Annotated in this window: 16 protein-coding genes; 11 read left to right on the top strand and 5 right to left on the bottom strand. The window is 72.4% G+C overall.

From position 1 onward, the window contains the following. The first annotated feature begins 49 nt into the window (after positions 1 to 49). Positions 50 to 910, top strand: coding sequence for a S1 family peptidase (locus K7787_RS00700; RefSeq protein WP_043261396.1), 861 nt, complete (start codon positions 50 to 52; stop codon positions 908 to 910). A 133-nt stretch (positions 911 to 1,043) separates the two neighbouring features. On the opposite strand, the gene K7787_RS00695 is transcribed toward K7787_RS00700, so the two are convergent. Continuing rightward, positions 1,044 to 1,274 (bottom strand): DUF7455 domain-containing protein, encoded by a 231-nt coding sequence (locus K7787_RS00695; protein WP_009191073.1) that lies wholly within the window; start codon positions 1,272 to 1,274, stop codon positions 1,044 to 1,046. A 439-nt stretch (positions 1,275 to 1,713) separates the two neighbouring features. Here K7787_RS00695 and K7787_RS00690 point away from each other — a divergent pair, with 439 nt between their 5' ends. The 6 genes from K7787_RS00690 (at position 1,714) to K7787_RS00665 (ending at position 8,602) form a co-directional block, all read left to right on the top strand. Continuing rightward, the gene (locus K7787_RS00690; RefSeq protein ID WP_223000088.1) at positions 1,714 to 3,837 is read left to right on the top strand and encodes a DNA gyrase/topoisomerase IV subunit B; all 2,124 of its coding nucleotides are present in this window, start codon (positions 1,714 to 1,716) and stop codon (positions 3,835 to 3,837) included. A gap of 196 nt (positions 3,838 to 4,033) precedes the next feature. Continuing rightward, entirely contained in the window at positions 4,034 to 4,558 is a 525-nt protein-coding gene (locus K7787_RS00685) for a CcdC protein domain-containing protein (RefSeq protein ID WP_019981885.1), read from the top strand. Continuing rightward, positions 4,555 to 5,706, top strand: a complete 1,152-nt coding sequence (locus K7787_RS00680; protein WP_009191076.1) for a sensor histidine kinase — start codon at positions 4,555 to 4,557, stop codon at positions 5,704 to 5,706. The genes K7787_RS00685 and K7787_RS00680 overlap by 4 nt, the downstream gene beginning before the upstream one ends. Further along, entirely contained in the window at positions 5,703 to 6,386 is a 684-nt protein-coding gene (locus K7787_RS00675; RefSeq protein WP_169436540.1) for a response regulator transcription factor, read from the top strand. Before K7787_RS00680 ends, K7787_RS00675 begins: the two co-directional genes overlap by 4 nt. A gap of 69 nt (positions 6,387 to 6,455) precedes the next feature. Next, positions 6,456 to 7,010, top strand: a complete 555-nt coding sequence (locus K7787_RS00670) for a DUF485 domain-containing protein (protein WP_223000087.1) — start codon at positions 6,456 to 6,458, stop codon at positions 7,008 to 7,010. Further along, complete coding sequence (locus K7787_RS00665; protein ID WP_223000086.1) at positions 7,007 to 8,602, top strand: monocarboxylic acid transporter; 1,596 nt, start codon at positions 7,007 to 7,009, stop codon at positions 8,600 to 8,602. Before K7787_RS00670 ends, K7787_RS00665 begins: the two co-directional genes overlap by 4 nt. Before the next feature lie 190 nt (positions 8,603 to 8,792). Here K7787_RS00665 and K7787_RS00660 read toward each other — a convergent pair whose 3' ends face one another. After that, positions 8,793 to 9,485, bottom strand: coding sequence for a response regulator (locus K7787_RS00660; protein ID WP_164389113.1), 693 nt, complete (start codon positions 9,483 to 9,485; stop codon positions 8,793 to 8,795). A 159-nt stretch (positions 9,486 to 9,644) separates the two neighbouring features. On the opposite strand from K7787_RS00660, the gene K7787_RS00655 reads away from it, so the two are divergent. The 3 genes from K7787_RS00655 to K7787_RS00645 are packed head-to-tail and all read left to right on the top strand — an operon-like array spanning position 9,645 to position 12,428. Continuing rightward, positions 9,645 to 10,460 (top strand): ABC transporter ATP-binding protein, encoded by an 816-nt coding sequence (locus tag K7787_RS00655; RefSeq protein ID WP_169436537.1) that lies wholly within the window; start codon positions 9,645 to 9,647, stop codon positions 10,458 to 10,460. Beyond that, positions 10,450 to 11,313, top strand: a complete 864-nt coding sequence (locus K7787_RS00650; RefSeq protein ID WP_223000085.1) for an ABC transporter permease — start codon at positions 10,450 to 10,452, stop codon at positions 11,311 to 11,313. The genes K7787_RS00655 and K7787_RS00650 overlap by 11 nt, the downstream gene beginning before the upstream one ends. Positions 11,314 to 11,369: 56 nt before the next feature. Continuing rightward, entirely contained in the window at positions 11,370 to 12,428 is a 1,059-nt protein-coding gene (locus K7787_RS00645) for an ABC transporter substrate-binding protein (RefSeq protein ID WP_223000084.1), read from the top strand. A 170-nt stretch (positions 12,429 to 12,598) separates the two neighbouring features. On the opposite strand, the gene K7787_RS00640 is transcribed toward K7787_RS00645, so the two are convergent. The 3 genes from K7787_RS00640 to K7787_RS00630 form a co-directional block, all read right to left on the bottom strand. Beyond that, a complete protein-coding gene (locus tag K7787_RS00640) occupies positions 12,599 to 14,302 on the bottom strand; it encodes an ATP-binding protein (RefSeq protein ID WP_223000083.1) in 1,704 nt (567 codons plus the stop codon). 291 nt (positions 14,303 to 14,593) lie between these two features. Next, complete coding sequence (locus K7787_RS00635) at positions 14,594 to 15,550, bottom strand: ferredoxin family protein (RefSeq protein ID WP_223000082.1); 957 nt, start codon at positions 15,548 to 15,550, stop codon at positions 14,594 to 14,596. A gap of 53 nt (positions 15,551 to 15,603) precedes the next feature. Then, on the bottom strand, positions 15,604 to 16,863 hold the full coding sequence (locus tag K7787_RS00630; RefSeq protein WP_009191085.1) for a citrate synthase: 1,260 nt from the start codon (positions 16,861 to 16,863) through the stop codon (positions 15,604 to 15,606). A gap of 106 nt (positions 16,864 to 16,969) precedes the next feature. On the opposite strand from K7787_RS00630, the gene K7787_RS00625 reads away from it, so the two are divergent. Beyond that, positions 16,970 to 18,136 carry a citrate synthase/methylcitrate synthase gene (locus K7787_RS00625; RefSeq protein ID WP_223000081.1) on the top strand — a complete coding sequence of 389 codons (1,167 nt, stop codon included), beginning with the start codon at positions 16,970 to 16,972 and terminating at the stop codon, positions 18,134 to 18,136. Positions 18,137 to 18,211 lie beyond the last annotated feature (75 nt).

The raw sequence follows: 18,211 nt of genomic DNA, 5'->3' as shown, positions 1-18,211 counted from the left end.
CCCTGTCTGACTCTGGGTGTCCAACGATCATCCAGAGTGAGGAGCGCGCATGCGAGGCCGTATTGCCCGGGCACTGGCCCGGCCGCTGGTCATGGCGGCCGTCGGGACCGCGATACCGCTGCTGAACGCGGCGCCCGCGACCGCCGACAGCGTCGTCGTCGGCGGCTTCCCCGTCGACGTGTCACAGAGCCCGTGGACCGTGGCGCTCGCCAGCCGTGACCTGTTCGGAGGCACCCGCGCGGGGCAGTTCTGCGGCGGGGTGGCCGTCGCCCCGAACGCCGTGCTCACCGCGGCCCACTGCATGGGCACAGACGTCGTCGGCGCGCCGCCGACACCCGATCTCAAGGTCATCACCGGCCGCACGGACCTTCTCTCCGACGAGGGCAAGGAGATCGCCGTGCGCTCCGTCTGGGTCAATCCGGGCTACGACCGCGCGACCAACAGCGGCGATTTCGCCGTGGTCACCCTCGCCGAGCCGCTGCCCCGCGGCGCGGTCATCCCGATGGCGGGCGCCGGCGACCCCGCCTACACGCCCGGCACCGGCGCCACGGTCTACGGCTGGGGCGACACGGACGGCAACGGCTCGTACGCGCACCGTCTGTACGGCGCGCGGGTGCACGTCCTGCCCGACGCCCGGTGCGAGCGGGCCTACCCGGGCGGCGGCGACGGCGCGTACACGGCCGAGACGATGCTGTGCGCGGGCGAGACCACCGGGGGCCGGGACGCCTGCCAGGGGGACAGCGGCGGGCCGCTGGTGGCCCAGGGGCGGCTGATCGGGCTGGTCTCCTGGGGCAACGGCTGCGGGCGCGCGGACAGCCCCGGCGTCTACACCCGGGTGTCCGAGGTCGTGAAGACCCTGAGCGGGGCCGTCGGCGCCAAGGCGCTGCACCCGGGGGCGGACGCGTCCTGACGGCGCCGGAGGAGGAACGGCGGGCGCCGGCCTGACGCGCCCGACGAGACGAAAACGGGCGGCCGCCCCTGTCGTGACAGGGGCGGCCGCCCGTTCGCCGGCCTGTGCCGGTCCTGGCTCGTCGTGCGAGGTGTCAGCGCTCGTCTTCGGACGTGCTTGCCGGGATGGAGGTCAGGCGCTCCGTCTCGTCCTGTATCTCAGCGGCGATCTTCTTGAGTTCCGGCTCGAACTTGCGCCCGTGGTGGGCGCAGAAGAGCAGTTCTCCGCCGCTGAGCAGCACGACGCGCAGGTATGCCTGGGCGCCGCAGCGGTCGCAGCGATCAGCGGCCGTCAGCGGGCTCGCGGGGGTCAGAACAGTAGTCACGTCGCCTCTTCTCTAGCTCGACGAGCTGTCGTACCAGGGTCAACATCCAACCAGCCCCAAACGTTCCCGCTCGCGGCTTTTCCCGGAAAAATCTTTCCGGGCGGCTGTCCGTTGCCGGTTTGGCGGCGAATGTGCCGTATTACGTGTCTGTGTGTCTTACGGGTTCGCGCTGTCGGTCATGGTCGGTCCTCCCGGCTGGGTTGCCGGTTGTTCATGAGGACGTGCCCGGAGCCTAAATGGTTCATGCCCCGAAGGGAACGTGATATGTGCTTCACTCCATCGAGGGATCGAACGTGCATGCGACTCTGGACTAGTCTGGGTCGCTGCCGAGGGTTGCGTTACAAGGGCTCTACCAGGCCTCGGTACCCTCTGAGCGGCAACCGAAGCCGCGCCCTTACCCATCAGGGCCTCATCTGAAATTCAGCGAGGAGCGAACCGCGTGACCGCCGATACGTCCGTGCCGTCCACAGCGCTGCTGGCAGGAGCAGACCGGGACGGTTCCAACTACACCGCGCGGCACCTGCTCGTCCTCGAGGGCCTCGAAGCCGTGCGCAAACGTCCCGGCATGTACATCGGATCGACCGACAGCCGCGGTCTGATGCACTGCCTCTGGGAGATCATCGACAACTCCGTGGACGAGGCCCTGGCCGGCGTCTGCGACCACATCGAGGTCGTCCTGCACGACGACGGCTCCGTGGAGGTCCGCGACAACGGCCGCGGCATCCCCGTCGACGTCGAACCGCGCACCGGCCTGTCCGGCGTCGAGGTCGTCATGACCAAGCTGCACGCGGGCGGCAAGTTCGGCGGCGGCTCCTACGCGGCCTCCGGCGGTCTGCACGGCGTCGGCGCCTCCGTGGTCAACGCCCTGTCCGCGCGACTGGACGTCGAGGTCGACCGCGGCGGCCACACGCACGCCATCAGCTTCCGCCGCGGTGTGCCCGGAGCCTTCACCGGAAGCGGCCCCGAGGCGAAGTTCGAGGCCACGAGCGGCCTGCGCAAGGTCAAGAAGATCCCCAAGTCCCGCACCGGCACGCGCGTGCGCTACTGGGCCGACCGCCAGATCTTCCTCAAGGACGCCAAGCTCTCCCTGGAGACGCTGCACCAGCGCGCCCGCCAGACGGCGTTCCTGGTGCCCGGCCTGACCATCGTCGTCCGCGACGAGTTCGGCCTCGGCGAGGGCGGCAGCAAGGGCGAGGAGTCCTTCCGCTTCGACGGCGGCATCAGCGAGTTCTGCGAGTACCTGGCGAACGACAGGCCGGTCTGCGACGTCCTCCGCCTCAGCGGGCAGGGCACCTTCAAGGAGACCGTCCCGGTCCTCGACGAGCACGGCCAGATGACGCCCACCGAGGTCACCCGCGAACTCGGCGTGGACGTCGCCCTGCGCTGGGGCACCGGCTACGACACCACCCTGCGCTCCTTCGTCAACATCATCGCCACCCCCAAGGGCGGCACCCACGTGACCGGCTTCGAGCAGGCCGTCACCAAGACGATGAACGAAGTGCTGCGCGCCAAGAAGCTGCTGCGCGTCGCCGAGGACGACATCGTCAAGGACGACGCCCTGGAGGGCCTCACCGCGGTTGTCACCGTGCGCCTGGCCGAGCCCCAGTTCGAGGGCCAGACCAAGGAGGTCCTCGGCACCTCGGCGGCCCGGCGCATCGTGAACAACGTGATCTCCAAGGAACTCAAGGCGTTCCTGACCTCCACCAAGCGCGACGCCGCCCAGCAGGCCCGCGTGGTCATGGAGAAGGCGGTCGCCGCCGCCCGTACCCGCATCGCCGCCCGCCAGCACAAGGACGCGCAGCGCCGCAAGACGGCCCTGGAGTCGTCCTCGCTGCCCGCCAAGCTCGCCGACTGCCGCAGCGACGACGTCGACCGCAGCGAGCTGTTCATCGTCGAGGGCGACTCCGCGCTCGGCACGGCGAAGCTCGCCCGCAACTCCGAGTTCCAGGCGCTGCTGCCGATCCGCGGCAAGATCCTCAACGTCCAGAAGTCGTCCGTCACGGACATGCTGAAGAACGCCGAGTGCGGGGCGATCATCCAGGTCATAGGAGCGGGTTCGGGCCGCACCTTCGACCTGGACGCGGCGCGCTACGGCAAGATCATCATGATGACCGACGCCGACGTGGACGGCTCCCACATCCGGACGCTGCTCCTGACGCTGTTCCACCGCTACATGCGGCCCATGGTCGAATCCGGCCGCGTGTTCGCCGCGGTGCCGCCGCTGCACCGCATCGAGCTGGTCCAGCCGAAGAAGGGCCAGGACAAGTACGTCTACACGTACTCCGACCGGGAGCTGCGCGACAAGCTGCTCGAGTTCCAGAGCAAGAACATCCGCTACAAGGACTCGATCCAGCGGTACAAGGGCCTCGGCGAGATGGACGCCGACCAGCTGGCCGAGACCACCATGGACCCGCGCCACCGCACCCTGCGCCGGATCAACCTCTCCGACCTGGAGGCCGCGGAGCAGGTCTTCGACCTCCTGATGGGCAACGACGTCGCGCCCCGCAAGGAGTTCATCGCGAGTTCGGCGGCCACACTGGACCGCTCGCGCATCGACGCCTAGCCGCACCCGGCCCGATCCCCGGCCGCACGGACGGTGAACGCCGCTGGTCTCCACCCACGGGTGGAGACCAGCGGCGTTCCTGCGTCCACCCGTGATCCACCCGTGGTCCGATCAAGAAGCCCGCCCTCTTCCGTAGCGTCGAAGGCGTCGGCAGCGCTCCGCCGCCGGCCTTTCCTTCCCGCCCCACGGAGGCACGATGTCCGGGCTCGTCGACGCGCTGGTGATCCTCGCCGTCGCCGCACTGGTGATCACCCGGCAGTTCCGCGCCCGCCGGCTCGACACGGACCGGCGCTGGTGGGTCCTGCCCGCGATCCTGGCGGTCGTCGCGCTGCGCGAACCGGGCATGCTCGACGCCCACCACCGCACCGCGTCCGCCCTGCTGCTCGCCGTCGAGATGCTCGTCGGCCTGGGCATAGGAGCCGGCTGGGCCTGGACCACACGCATATGGACGGAGCCGGACGGCGCCGTGTGGACCAAGAGCACCAGGGCGAGCATCGCCGTGTGGCTCGGCGGCATCCTCCTGCGCGTCGGCCTCTTCGGAATCGGCGCACTGCTCGGTGTGCACCAGGACAGCGCCGCCGTGATGCTCGCGCTCGCGGCGACCCTCCTGGTCCGCTCGGGAGTCCTCGTCCAGCGCACCAGGAACCTCGCCCCGGCGGACGCGCGGACCCCGGCGTACGGTGGCGAGGGGCCCCGGCCCGCGTGGAAGGAACGGGTATGACGGAGAACCTCTGGACGCGCTGGCCCTCGCCGGAAGCACTGGGGCGCGAAGGGATCTCACGGCCCCGGCGCCTGCTCGGCTGGGGTGTGCGGCTGCTGGTGGCCGGCACGCTGCTGTGGGGCGCCGTCAACGCCCACCACGCCCACACGTGGGCGGCCGTCGCGGCCGCGGCGGGCCTCCTGGCGACCGCTGTCCTCGCCTGGGCCTTCTTCCGGACCACCCTCGCACACCGCCTCTGGCCCTCCCTGGGACTCGTCGCGGCCCTCCTCGGCGTCGGAGCCGCAGCCCGGGCCGGTGACTTCGGCGTACCCGCCCTCGTCATCTGGTGCGGCTGCGCCGTCGTGGCGCTGGAGCGGCTGCCGCTCGCCGCCGCCACGCCCGTCACCGCACTCGCTCTCACCGCCTACGCCGTCGCCGACGACGACAGACTGCTCACGACAGTCGTCACGGCGGTCGGTCTCGCCCTCGCCGGCTATGTGCTGCGGCTGGACGCCGACGCCCGGGGCAACGCCCAGCGGCTGCTCGCCCAGGAGCGGGCCGCGCGTGCGGCGGAGGCGGAATCGGCGGCGCTCGCGGAGCGGGCCAGGATCGCGCGGGAGATCCACGACGTGCTCGCCCACAGCCTCTCGGCGCAGCTGGTGCATCTGGAGGCCGCCCGGCTCCTCATCGAGCGGGACGCGGACCGGGACCAGATCCTCCAGCGGGTCGTGGCCGCCCGGGGGATGGCCCGGGACGGGCTCGCCGAGACCCGGCAGGCGCTGTCCGCCCTGCGCGGCGAGCTGACGCCCCTGGAGGAGTTCCTCAGCGATCTGGTGGGCGCGGACGACGGCGCGGAGGTCACCGTCTCGGGTGAACGCAGACCGCTGCCGGCCGAGGCCTCGCAGGCCGTGCGCAGAGTGGCCCAGGAGGCCCTGACCAACGTCCGCAAGCACGCCGCGGGCGCAAAGGTCCGGGTGCGGCTCGACTACGGCGAGCACCAGGTCGTGCTGGACGTGCGGGACTCGGGCGGTTCGCCGGGCGAACTCACCGGCGCCGGCGGCGGGTACGGTCTGCTGGGTATGCGCGAGCGTGCCGAACTGCTGGGCGGTTCGCTGGAGGCCGGGCCGCGCGAGGAGGGGTTCGCGGTGACGTTGAAGGTGCCGGTATGACGCGGGAGGACGGGAAGAAGCCCGCGCGGGTGGTGGTCGCCGACGACCAGACCGTGGTGCGGGAGGGCATCGTCATGCTCCTCGGACTGCTGCCCGGCATCGAGGTGGTGGGAGCGGCGGGAGACGGGGACGAGGCCGTGAAGCTCGTCGCGGAACTCGCTCCGGACGTGGTCCTGATGGACCTGCGGATGCCCCGCTGCGACGGAGTCGAGGCCACCCGGCGGATCCGGACGGAGCACCCGGGGACGCAGGTGGTGGTCCTCACGACGTTCGCGGACGACGACTCGCTGTTCCCCGCCCTCAGAGCGGGGGCCCGCGGGTATCTGACCAAGGACGCGGGCGGTGACGAGATCGTCCGGGCCGTGGAGAGCGTGCTGTCCGGTGAGGCGGGGCTGGCCCCCAGCATCCAGCGGCGGCTGCTGGAGCGCCTGTCCGAGCCCGAGCCGTGGGCGACCCCGGCGGACCAGGCCCCCGACGGCCTCACCGCGCGCGAGTGCGAGGTGGTGGTGCTGATCGCCGAGGGCCTGAGCAACCAGGAGATCGCCCGCCGGCTGCATGTGTCCACGGCGACCGTGAAGACCCACATCAACAACCTCTTCGCGAAGACCGGCCTCAAGGACCGGGCGCAGGCGGTGCGTTACGCCTATGCGAAGGGTCTGGTGCGGCCACCGGCGAAGTGAATCACCTGATGGGGTGAAGAGCGGGAGGAAGGGAAGTCGGGGATCTTCCCGTTCTGTCCATGCTTGGGCATGCAGTCAAGCAACGGCCGTCCCCCAGGGGGCGGGGGCGCTCCCGACAGAACGCCCGGGAACCACGATGGACAGGAACAGGCACGGGAGGACACGGCGTACCGCGACCCCTGGTACGACGCGCTGGCCTCCGGCTGGGGCGAGGGCGACGGCACCGCGGCCCCCGTCGCACCGGTCCCGGCGGCACGCCGTGAGGACCGCCCCGGAGGGGGCGCCCGCGCCGCGGCCGAGGCGTACCTCGAGGTGCAGCGCAGCCCGGAGTTCCAGGAGGTGCGCAGGCGCTACCGGAGGTTCGTGGTGCCCGCGGTGACGGCGTTCCTCGCCTGGTACGTGGCCTATGTCGTGACCGCCACGACCGCACCGGACTTCATGGCCAGGCCGGTGGCGGGCGCGGTGAACGTGGCGATGCTCGCCGGCCTCGGGCAGTTCCTGACCACCTTCCTCCTCGCCTGGGCCTACGCCCGGCACGCACGGCTGCGCCGGGACCGCGCCGCGCTCGAACTGCGCTGGAACACCCAGGAACTGGCCCGCGGCGCTCGGGGCGGTGTGTTGTGACCGGTGACCACCAGACCCTGGCGCTGCTGCTGTTCAGCGTGTTCGTGGCGGTCACGCTGGGCATCACGACCTGGGTGAGCCGCAACCGGCACGGTTCGGCGGAGGAGTTCTACGCCGGCGGACGGCTCTTCTCGCCCATGGAGAATGGTTTTGCCATCGCCGGCGACTACGCGTCCGCGGCCTCCTTCCTCGGCGTGCCCGGACTGATCGCCCTGTTCGGCTACGACGGGGTGCTGTATGTGGTCGGCTTCCTGGTGGGCTGGCTCGTGGTGCTGTTCCTCGTCGCCGAACTGGTGCGCAACTGCGGGCGGTTCACGCTCGCCGACGTGGTCGCGGCGCGGATGAGCGAGCGGCCGGTGCGGATCGCCGCGGGCACCAGCTCGGTCACCGTGTCCGTGCTGTACCTGGTGGCGCAGATGGTCGGCGCGGGCAGCCTCGTCGCGCTGCTGCTCGGGCGTACGGGCGGGGCGGCCCAGGTCTGGACGGTCATCGGCGTCGGCGCGCTCATGGTGATCTATGTGTCGCTCGGCGGGATGCGCGCCACCACCTGGATCCAGATCGTCAAGGCGGTGCTGCTGCTCGGCGGCACCGTCGTACTGACCGTGCTCGTCATGATCCGCTTCCACGGCGACCTCGACCGCCTGCTGCTCACCGCCGCCGAACGCAGCGGACACGGCAGCGCCTTCCTCGCGCCGGGCCTGCACTACGGGGGCGACTGGACCGCGCGCCTGGACTTCATCAGCCTCGGCCTCGCCCTGGTGCTCGGCACCGGCGGCCTGCCGCACATCGTGTCCCGCTTCTACACCGTGCCGACCGCGCTGGCCGCCCGCCGCTCGACCATCTGGTCCATCGGGCTGATCGGCGCGTTCTACCTGATGACGATCGTGCTCGGCTTCGGCGCGGCCGCGATCGTGGGCCCCGAGGCCGTGAAGGGCTCGAACGGCGCCGGCAACACGGCGGTGCCGCTGCTCGCCCTCGACCTCGGCGGCGGCGCCTCCTCCACGGGCGGCACGGTGCTGTTCGCGGTCGTGGCCGCCGTCGCCTTCGCCACCATCCTCGCCGTGGTCGCCGGGATCACACTCGCCTCCTCGGCGTCGGTGGCGCACGACCTGTACGCGTCGCTGCGGCGGCGCAGGGGCGGCCGGCCGCGCAGCGAGGTCGCCGTGGCGCGTGGCGCGGCGGTCGGCATCGGGGTGGTCGCCATCGCCCTCGGCCTGGTCGCCCGTGACCTCAACACCGCCTTCCTGGTCGGTCTCGCCTTCGCCGTCGCCGCCTCCGCGAACCTGCCCGTGCTGCTCTACTCGCTGTTCTGGCGCGGTTTCACCACCCGCGGCGCGGTGTGGGCGGTGTACGGCGGGCTGATCCCGGCGCTGGGACTCGTCGCGCTCTCCCCGGTGGTCTCCGGCAGCCCCGGCTCGCTGTTCCCGGGCGTCGACTTCCAGTTCTTCCCGCTGGACAACCCCGCCCTCGTCTCCGTCCCGCTCGGCTTCCTCGCCGGCTGGCTCGGCACCGTCACCTCCGCCGAACTGCCGGACGAGGCCAAGCACGCGGAGACGGAGGTGCGGTCGCTGACCGGCGCGGGGGCCGTGTAGGGCCGCCGCGGCGGGGACTGTGCAGGACCGCTGCGGGCCGTGCAGGACCGGTGCGGCAGCGGCCCGGCCCGTCCGCCGTCGTGGCGCCGCTCGCCGTACCGCAACCGCACCGGCAGGCCGTCCTCCGCAACCGCGCCGGCAGGCCGTCCTCCGCCGCCGCACGGGTCGGCCGTCCGCCACCGCCGTAGCGCTACGGCGTCACCCACGCGTAGCGGTGCTCCGGGCGGCCTGTGTCGCCGTACTTCAGGGACAGGCGCAGGCGGCCGGCCTGTTCGAGGTGGCGGAGGTAGCGTTGCGCGGTGGAGCGGCTCAGGCCGGTGCGGGCGGCCACCTCGTGGGCCGACAGGGGATGCCCGGCGCGGTGCAGAACGCCGCAGATGAGGTCCGTCGTCGGCTCCGAGTGGCCGCTGGGCAGGCCGGGGGAGGAGGGCGCGGGCCCGGTGCGCAGCGCGCCGAAGATCCGGTCCACCTGCTCCTGCCCGGCCACCCCCCGGCCGCCGACCCGGTCGACGGTGCGGCGCAGGGCCGCGTAGGAGTCCAGCCGGGTGCGCAGCGCGGCGAAGGTGAACGGCTTGACCAGATAGTGCAGGGCCCCCAGCCGCATCGCCTGCTGCACGGTGGCGACGTCCCCGGCCGCCGTGATCATGATGACGTCGGTGCCGAGGCCCTGTTCGCGCAGGCGGTGGACGAGGTCGAGGCCGGTCCGGTCGGGCAGGTAGTGGTCGAGCAGCACCAGGTCGATGTCGCCGCGCTCCACGGTGGCCAGCGCCTGGGCGGCACTGTGCGCGCGGGCGGCCACCCGGAAACCGGGAACCTTTCCCACGTACTTGGCGTTGATCTCGGCGACACGGAAGTCGTCGTCGACCACCAGGACGTCAATCATCGGGCCTCTTCCTCCAGGCCGGGCGAGTGTTAAGCCCGTGTTTCGGCTCCGTTGTTGTAGCGCGAGCAAAACGAGCACAACAGGTCCTTGCGAGCAAAAGAACGGCTTGCGCACCAAAGACTGCTGCTGTGGCCGGGGCCACACCTACCGTCCCGGGCCATGAGCACAGACACCAGCCCCGCCATCGAACTGCGGGGCGCGAGCAAGACGTTCAGGACCCCGTCCGGGGGACTGCACACGGCCGTGCGGGACCTCGACCTCACGGTCGGCCGGGGCGAGTTCGTGGCCGTGGTCGGCCCCACCGGCTGCGGCAAGTCGACCACGCTGACGCTGGTCAGCGGCCTGGAGGAGCCCACGCAGGGCGATGTGCTGGTGGCCGGGGAGCCGGTTCGCGGTGTCGGCGGCAAGGTCGGCTTCGTCTTCCAGCAGGACGCCACCTTCCCCTGGCGCACCGTGCTGTCCAACGTGATGGCCGGGCCGCGCTTTCGCGGTGTGCCGAAGGCGGAGGCCAAGGAGAGGGCGCGCGCCTGGCTGGCCCGGGTCGGTCTCGCCGCGTTCGAGGACCGCTACCCGCACCAGCTCTCCGGCGGCCAGCGCAAGCGCGTCGCCCTCGCCGCCACCTTCGTCAACGACCCCGAGATCCTGCTGATGGACGAGCCCTTCTCGGCGCTCGACGTGCAGACCCGGGCGCTGATGTCGGACGAGCTGCTGGAGCTGTGGGAGGGCACGGGCGCGTCGGTCGTCTTCGTCACCCACGACCTGGAGGAGGCCATCGCGCTCGCCGACCGGGTCGTGGTGATGACGGCCGGTCCCGCGACCGTGAAGCAGGTCTTCGACATCGACCTGCCCCGGCCGCGCAAGGTCGAGCAGGTGCGCCTGCAGACGCACTTCATCGAGATCTACCGGGAGATCTGGCAGTCCCTCGGCGAAGAGGTCCGCATCACCCGCGAGAGGGGCGCCGCCCATGTCGCCTGAAGTCCTCGGCACTCCGGTCGCCGACACGGCCAAGACGCCCGACCGGGCGCAGTCCCGGGCCCGCGCCGCCCGCCGGCGCAAGGCCGTCGTCAACGCGGCCCGCGCTCTGCTCCTGCTGGCCGTGCTCGGCCTGTGGGAGGTGCTCTCCCGGGCCGAGGTCATCGATCCGTTCAACTTCTCGATGCCCTCGCGCATCTGGGACCAGATCTGGACCTGGGTCACCCACGGCACCGCCCTCGGTTCGCTCGGCGAGCAGATCTGGTACACGCTCTACGAGGCGCTGCTGGGCTGGGTGGTCGGCGTGGTCGCCGGTGTGGTCCTCGGGATCGCGCTGGGCCGCGTCGCGTTCCTCGCCGACGTCCTCGGCCCGTACATCAAGGTGCTCAACTCCATCCCGAGGATCGTGCTCGCACCGATCTTCGTGATCTGGTTCGGCCTCGGACCGGTCTCCAAGGTCGCCTCCGCCGTCGTCCTCGTCTTCTTCCCGGTGTTCTTCAACGCCTTCCAGGGCGCCCGCGAGGTCGACCGCAACCTGGTCTCCAACGCGCGCATCCTCGGCGCGAGCGACCGCCGGGTGACGCTCCAGGTGGTCATCCCGTCCGCGACCTCGTGGATCTTCACCAGCCTCCACGTCAGTTTCGGCTTCGCGCTGATCGGCGCGATCGTCGGCGAGTACATCGGCGCCACCAAGGGCATCGGCCTGCTCGTCGCGCAGTCCCAGGGCACGTTCAACGCGGCCGGCGTCTACGCCGCGATGGTCATCCTCGCCGCGGTCGCCCTCGTCGCCGAGGGGCTGCTCACCTTCGCCGAGCGCCGCATCTTCCGCTGGAAGCCCGCCGACTCCGGCCACTGACCGAGCGCCCACCTCCCTCCGTTTCGTACCGCCCCTTCACAAGGACGTGAACCACCATGCGCAAGCCCGCCAGATTCGCGGCGACCACCGCCGCCGGCCTGCTCGCCCTGTCCTCCCTGACCGCCTGCGCCAACGACGCGGCCGGCACCGGCGCCGACTCCGGCAGCGGTGGCGGCGGCAAGGGCGAACACGTCAAGATCATGGTCGGGGGCCTGGACAAGGTCATCTACCTGCCCGCCATGCTCACCCAGCGCCTCGGCTACTTCTCCGCGGAGGGCCTGAACGTCGAGCTGCTGAGCGAACCCGCAGGCGTCCAGGCCGAGACCGCGCTCGTCTCCGGGCAGGTGCAGGGCGCCGTCGGCTTCTACGACCACACCCTCGATCTCCAGGTCAAGGGCAAGGACATCGAGTCCGTGGTGCAGTTCTCGCAAGCGCCCGGAGAGGTGGAGGTCGTCTCCAACAAGGCGGCGGACGAGATCACTTCGCCCAAGGACTTCAAGGGCAAGAAGCTCGGCGTCACCGGCCTCGGCTCCTCGACCGACTTCCTCACCAAGTACCTCGCGGTCAAGAACGGCGTGAACGTCAGCGAGTTCACGCCGGTCGCCGTCGGCGCCGGGCCGACGTTCATCTCCGCGCTGCAGCAGGGTTCCATCGACGGCGGCATGACGACCGACCCGACCGTCGCGACCATCCTGGACAAGAAGGCCGGGCAGGTCCTCATCGACATGCGGACCCCGCAGGGATCGCTGGAGGCCCTTGGCGGCCCGTATCCCTCGTCAAGTCTTTACATGCGTACGGACTGGGTCAACAGCCACAAGGACACCGTCCAGAAGCTGGCCAACGCGTTCGTCAAGACGCTCAAGTGGATGTCCACCCACAGCGCGACCGAGATCGCCGACAAGATGCCCGCCGACTACTCCCAGGGCAACAAGTTCCTGTACGCGGCGGCCATCAAGAGCACATTGCCGATGTTCACCGAGGACGGTGTGATGCCGAAGAACGGTCCCGAGACCGTCGAGAAGGTCCTCAAGGCGTTCAACCCCACCATCAAGAACGCCGACGTCGACCTGAGCAAGACCTACACCACCGAGTTCGTGGAGAAGGCCACCGGCTGACGCGACGACCGGACGGCGTCCGGCCCGAGTCGAGAAGATCACCGGCCGGATCCGTATGCATCAGGGGACACGGTCTCTGCCCCCGCCCCATGAGCCGTGTCCCAGGCGCGGGCCGCCCACACCGAACGGTGTCCAGGGCGGCCCGTGCCGCGTTCCCGCCCGCACCGCGCTCACCGCGCCTCCTCGCCCGCCGTCTCCACGACGGCGGCCCGCGCCACCGAGTCCGCCCCGGCGTGGCGCGTCGGCGCCGGCCGCAAGCCCGGTTCGGCGAGCGCCTCGGGCAGGACAACGGTGAACTCCGCGCCGCCACCATGCGCGTCGCCCACGCTCACGCCGCCGCCCTGCCGCTCGGCGAGCCGGCGCACCAGGGACAGACCGAGACCGCGCTTGCCGTGCGCCGGGGGCTCCTTGGTGGACCACCCTTCCGTGAAGATCAGGTCGCGCCGGTCGGCGGGTATCCCCGGGCCCGTGTCGCGCACCCTGAGGACGACGGTCCGCCCCTCGGCCCGCAGTTCGACCTCCACGCGCGCGTGCGGGGTCGCCGCCACGGCGTCGAGCGCGTTGTCCACCAGGTTGCCGACCACCGTCACCAGGCCCCGCGGATCGACCAGCCCGTCCGGCAGCCAGGTCCGGTCCGACACCCACAGGGCGACCCCGCGCTCGGCCGCGACGGTCGCCTTGCCGACCAGCAGCGCGGCGAGCAGCGGGTCCCGGATCTTCTCCGTCACCTGCTCCGACGTGGCCCGGTGATCGCCGACCACCTCGCCGACGAACTCCACCGCGTCGTCGTACATCTCCAGCTCCAGCAGCCCGAGGAGGGTGTGCAGGCGGTTGGCGTGCTCGTGGTCCTGCGCGCGCAGCGCGTCGATGAGACCGTGCGTGGAGTCCAGCTCCCGGCCCAGCTGCTCCAGCTCGGTGCGGTCGCGCAGGGTGGCGACGGCGCCGCCGTCGTCGGTGGGCATGCGGTTGGCCACCAGGACCCGCCGGCCGCGCACGGTGAGCAGATCGGTGCCCGTCACCCGGCCGGCCAGCACATCGGTCGTACGGCCCCGGCCGAGCGCCTCGTCCGGGGTGCGGCCGATGGCCTCGTCGCCGATGCCGAGCAGCCGCCGGGCCTCGTCGTTGAGCAGCCGGACGCGACCGCCGCGGTCCAGGGCGACGACGCCCTCCCGGATGCCGTGCAGCATCGCCTCCCGCTCGGCGAGCAGGGCGGCGATGTCCGAGAAGGCCAGGTCCCGCGTCTGGCGCTGGACGCGTCGGGAGATCAGCCAGGCGGCCAGCGCGCCCACCGCCAGCGCGCCGCCCGCGTACGCCAGCAGACCCGGGATCGCGTCGACCAGCCTGCCCCGGACGCTGTCGTAGGCGATGCCGACCGAGACCGCGCCGATGATCCGGTGGCCGCCCGGGGCGTACAGCGGCACCTTGCCGCGGGCGGAGCGGCCCAGGGTGCCGGTGTCGATCTGCATGACCTCGTGGCCGTTCAGGGCGGCGCTGGGGTCCGTCGAGACGCGGTTGCCGATCTGCCGCGGGTCGGTGTGGGACCAGCGGGTCCCGCGCATGTCCATCACGACGACGTACTCGGCGTTCGTGGCCAGCCGGATCCGCTCCGCCTCCCGCTGCACGGGGCCGCTCACGCTCGGGGCGGTGCTCAGCAGGTCCCGGGCGATCTGCGGGTCCTGCGAGGTGGTCTCCGCGATGGCCAGCGCGCGGCGCATCGCCTGGTCGTCCAGCTGATGGCTGAGCGGGGCCAGGAACAGCCCGGTCGCGAGGACGGCGACTCCCGCGGCGACCGTCAGCTGCATCAGCAGCACCTGCGAGAACGCCCGCCGGGGCAGGCCGAGACGCCGACGGCGGGCTGGGGCGGTGGGGCTCATGGCGACGACGGTACGTGTGCGCGGGGGCCGCCCACAGGGGTGCGGCGCGGATCTTAGCGCGCGCTCCCCGGCCCGGCCCGGTCCGGCGCGCTCCGGTCCCGCCCGGCCTGATCCGACCCGGCTTGATCCGACCCGCTCCGATCCGACCCGCTCCGATCCGGCCCGTACGAGCCGCCGCGCGGTGCGCCGCAGGCCGGAGCGCCGTCCGCCTCGGCCGCCTGGCAGCGGCCTCGGGACCACCACGCGCGTGCCTTCCGGCGGCCGCGGCCCGTACCGCGGCGACCTCGGCTTTCAGCCGCTGTGCCGTGCCAGTGCCGGTTCCCGGACGGACACCACGTCCATGCGGGCCGGGCCGCCGAGCACCGCCGCGCCGCAGCTCTCCGGGCGGGGCGGCTCCGCGGCGCCCTGGGCGACGACGACGTGCCACCGGCGGCCGTCGGCGTGGCCGACGGTCACCTCCCAGCGGGGTGCGCCGCCGCCGGTGTCCAGGGCGTCGGTGCGCGCCACGGTCAGCGCGTCGGCGCCGTACTCGTCGGCCGCCTCGCGCACGGCCAGCTCGGCGGCCTGTGCGGGCCGCGGCCAGGCGGTGCGGCCCCGGCAGCCGTCGAGGACCACGCGGCCCTCCCGGACGCCCTGGAGGGCTTCCTTGACCAGGTGCGCCTCGGCCCTGCCGTACGCGTATCCGTACGGCAGGAGCAGCAGCGTCGGCGAGAAGCGGTGGCCGCCGAGGTGGGTGGACTCCCAGGTGCCGCGCACCCCGGAGGCGGCCAGTTCCGCCGCGAGCGGCCGGCCGAGCAGGGCGCAGCACCGGTCCCGCCTGCCGTTGGTGCAGACGAGGGCGAGCGGGTCGCCGGTGTACGGCCGGCCGCCGAGGGCCGCGTCGAAGGTGCGGTGGTCGCCCTTGCCGAGCGCGGTGAAGTCGAGGTCCAGCAGGCGGTCCGGCTCGGTGGTCAGGGCGCCGTGCACCCAGGTGCCGCCGGGGACGGTGTGGGCCGCGTAGACGTGCCGTGCGGCCGGGGCGTGGCAGTCGGCGTGCCGGCCGGGGCGGCGGATCAGAGCGATCCTGACCCCGGTGCCCTGGGCGGCCCGTTCCAGGGCGCGTCCCAGGGCCGGATCGAGGTGGCTTGAAGTGAGCGCCTTGGCGCCCCACGGCCCGGGCTGCTCCAGGAGCAGCCATGTCGTCGCCGTGGGCGCGGTGGCGGACACCGGCTCGTCGAGCTGGAGCGAGGCGGTCGCGCACGTACTCACAGAGGTAAGCCTAACCTGTCTCGGCGCTCGGTGAGTTCCGGCCGCCCGGCGGGCTACTCCGGCAGGGGCTGCGGGGGCCGCTGTCCGACGTACCGGCCGCTCGGGCGCATGCGCAGCGGGCGCTCCCCGTACTCCTCCAGGGCGTGGGCGATCCAGCCGGCCGTGCGGGCGACGGCGAAGACGGTCTCGCTCGCCGTGGACGGCATGCCGCTGGAGGCGGTGAACACGGCGAGGGCCAGGTCGACGTTGGCGTGCAGCGGAGTGCTGCGGGCGGCGGTGGCCTCGATGTCCCGGGCCGCGGCCAGGGCGGGCGCGGCGTGCGGGAGGCCTTCGAGCAGGGCGAAGAGGGCACGCGCGCGTGGGTCCTCGCCGGTGTAGAGGCGGTGGCCGAGGCCGGGGATGCGGCGGCCCTCGCGCAGTTCGTCGGCGATGACCGGGCCCGCCGCCCCGCGGTCCAGCACTTCGAGGATCAGCCGGTGGGCGAGCCCGCCGGCCGCGCCGTGCAGGGGGCCCTCGATGACTCCCAGTCCGGCGGAGACGGCGGCGTACGCGTGGGCGCGGGCCGAGGCGGCCACCCGCACGGCGAGGGTCGAGGCGGCCAGGTCGTGGTCGACGAGCAGGGCCAGCGCGGTGTCCAGGACGCGCAGGGAGGCGTCGTCGGCGGGGTGGCCGGTCAGCCGCGCCCACAGGCGGTGGGCGAGCGGTCCCCGGCGCTCGCGGCGGCCGAGCGGGGCCGGCGGCAGCGCGTCGACGAGCGTCGGGATGAGGACCCGCGCGGTGCCGAGCACGGCGTCCTCGGACAGGTCGAACCGCAGGGGGTCCGCCGCGGCGGCGGCGATCACGGCGACCCGCAGCCGGTCGGTGGGGCTCGCGTGCTCGGGCAGCGCCTCGACGGCCCGGCGGGCCACGGCGACGGATTCCTCGGGCGCGGTGAAGGCTGCGCCGGGGCGCAGGCGTCCGGTCCAGAGCCACTCGGCGACCTCCTCGAAGCTGTGCCGGGCGGCCAGTTCCGTCGCGTCGACGCCGCGGAAGTAGTACCGGTCGCCCTCGATGAGCGTGAGGCGGGTGCGTACCGACAGTTCCGCGCCGGAGCCCGCGGGGGCGCTGCTCTCGCGGCGGTTGCGGCGGGCGAGCGCCTCGACCTCCGCGGCGTCGAAGGTGCTGCCCCGGCCGCCGGGTTCGCGGCGGCTGCCGAGCTGGCCGCGGCTCACGTACGCGTACACGGTCTCCGGCTTCACGCCGAGGAGTTCGGCGGTCTCCTTGGTGCTCAGCCGCCGCTCGGCGGGGCCGGTGGGAGGTACTTGATCACGCATGCAGGCCACCGTATCCGTCCTGACATACAGATAGAGCATTGATTTAATCAATATTGACAGGCCGATATTCAAGCATGGACAGTCAAATCAAGTACAGGGAGGAATCATGACCAGCAACAGAGCCGCGTCCACTCTCGTCGAGGCGCCACGAGGGCTCGCCGGAGTCGTGGTGACAGACACCCGAATCGGTGATGTCCGCGGACGCGAGGGCTTTTACCACTACCGCCAGTACTCCGCCGTCGACCTCGCCCACAGCCGCGGGTTCGAGGACGTCTGGCACCTGCTCGTCCACGGAGAACTGCCGGACGCCGACCGCGCCGCCGCCTTCGCGGCCCGTACCGCCGCGCTGCGCCGGCTGCCCGACGAGGTCCGTGCGGCGCTGCCCGGCGTGGCGGCGGCGAGCGCCCGCTCCGGTCCGCTCGCCGGTCTGCGCACCGCGCTCTCCCTGCTCGGTGCGGCGCGGGACTTCCGCCCTGTGTACGACATCGACGCCGGCCGGCGGCTCCAGGACACGCTGGTGGCGTGCGCGGCCGTCCCCACCCTGCTGACCGCGCTGTACCGGCTCGGCCGGGGACTGGCGCCGGTCGAGCCGCGCGAGGACCTCTCGTACGCGGCCAACTACCTCTACATGCTGACCGGCGAGGAACCGGACGCTGAGCGGGTCAGGGCGGTCGAGCAGTACTTGATCTCCACCATCGACCATGGATTCAACGCGTCGACCTTCACCGCGCGGGTCATCGCGTCGACGGGCGCTGACGTGGCGGCCTGTCTGGTGGGCGCGGTCGGCGCGCTGTCGGGGCCCCTGCACGGGGGCGCGCCCAGCCGCGCGCTGGACACCCTGGATGCCATCGGCACGCCCGACCGCATCGACGCCTGGATCCGGGAGCGCGTACTGGCCGGTGAGCGCATCATGGGCTTCGGTCACGCGGTCTACCGCACCGAGGACCCCCGCTCCCGGATGCTGCGCGAGACCGCACAGCGCTTCGGCGGCCCGCGGGTCGAGTTCGCCGTCGAGGTCGAACGACGCGTGGAGGCGATCCTGGCCGAGCTGAAGCCCGGCCGCGAACTCCACACGAACGTCGAGTTCTACGCCGGGGTCGTCATGGAACTGTGCGGGCTGCCCCGCGAGATGTTCACCCCGACCTTCGCGGCGGCCCGCGTGGTGGGCTGGAGCGCGAACATCCTCGAACAGGCGGAGGACTCGAAGATCATCCGCCCGGCGGCGCGGTATGTGGGGCCGCAGGCGCCGGCGGAACTGCCGGCGGCGGCCTGAGCCGGACGGACCGGCAGACAGGACGACGGGCGTGCGGCCTGGTGCCGTTCTGGCGCCAGGCCTCATCGGCGGGGC

The organism is Streptomyces sennicomposti (genome assembly GCF_019890635.1).
Classification (GTDB): Bacteria; Actinomycetota; Actinomycetes; order Streptomycetales; family Streptomycetaceae; genus Streptomyces; species Streptomyces sennicomposti.
The sequence above is the reverse complement of the archived record's forward strand: the minus strand, read 5'-3'. Positions and strand labels throughout refer to the sequence as shown.

What these genes read in the sequence shown, in the direction of transcription:
- K7787_RS00700 (WP_043261396.1), top strand. Translation starts at nt 50, where the DNA reads ATGCGAGGCCGTATTGCCCGGGCACTGGCCCGGCCGCTGGTCATGGCG.
- K7787_RS00685 (WP_019981885.1), top strand. Translation starts at nt 4,034, where the DNA reads ATGTCCGGGCTCGTCGACGCGCTGGTGATCCTCGCCGTCGCCGCACTG.
- K7787_RS00680 (WP_009191076.1), top strand. Translation starts at nt 4,555, where the DNA reads ATGACGGAGAACCTCTGGACGCGCTGGCCCTCGCCGGAAGCACTGGGG.
- K7787_RS00675 (WP_169436540.1), top strand. Translation starts at nt 5,703, where the DNA reads ATGACGCGGGAGGACGGGAAGAAGCCCGCGCGGGTGGTGGTCGCCGAC.
- K7787_RS00670 (WP_223000087.1), top strand. Translation starts at nt 6,456, where the DNA reads ATGCAGTCAAGCAACGGCCGTCCCCCAGGGGGCGGGGGCGCTCCCGAC.
- K7787_RS00660 (WP_164389113.1), bottom strand. Translation starts at nt 9,485, where the DNA reads ATGATTGACGTCCTGGTGGTCGACGACGACTTCCGTGTCGCCGAGATC.
- K7787_RS00655 (WP_169436537.1), top strand. Translation starts at nt 9,645, where the DNA reads ATGAGCACAGACACCAGCCCCGCCATCGAACTGCGGGGCGCGAGCAAG.
- K7787_RS00650 (WP_223000085.1), top strand. Translation starts at nt 10,450, where the DNA reads ATGTCGCCTGAAGTCCTCGGCACTCCGGTCGCCGACACGGCCAAGACG.
- K7787_RS00645 (WP_223000084.1), top strand. Translation starts at nt 11,370, where the DNA reads ATGCGCAAGCCCGCCAGATTCGCGGCGACCACCGCCGCCGGCCTGCTC.
- K7787_RS00640 (WP_223000083.1), bottom strand. Translation starts at nt 14,302, where the DNA reads ATGAGCCCCACCGCCCCAGCCCGCCGTCGGCGTCTCGGCCTGCCCCGG.
- K7787_RS00630 (WP_009191085.1), bottom strand. Translation starts at nt 16,863, where the DNA reads ATGCGTGATCAAGTACCTCCCACCGGCCCCGCCGAGCGGCGGCTGAGC.
- K7787_RS00625 (WP_223000081.1), top strand. Translation starts at nt 16,970, where the DNA reads ATGACCAGCAACAGAGCCGCGTCCACTCTCGTCGAGGCGCCACGAGGG.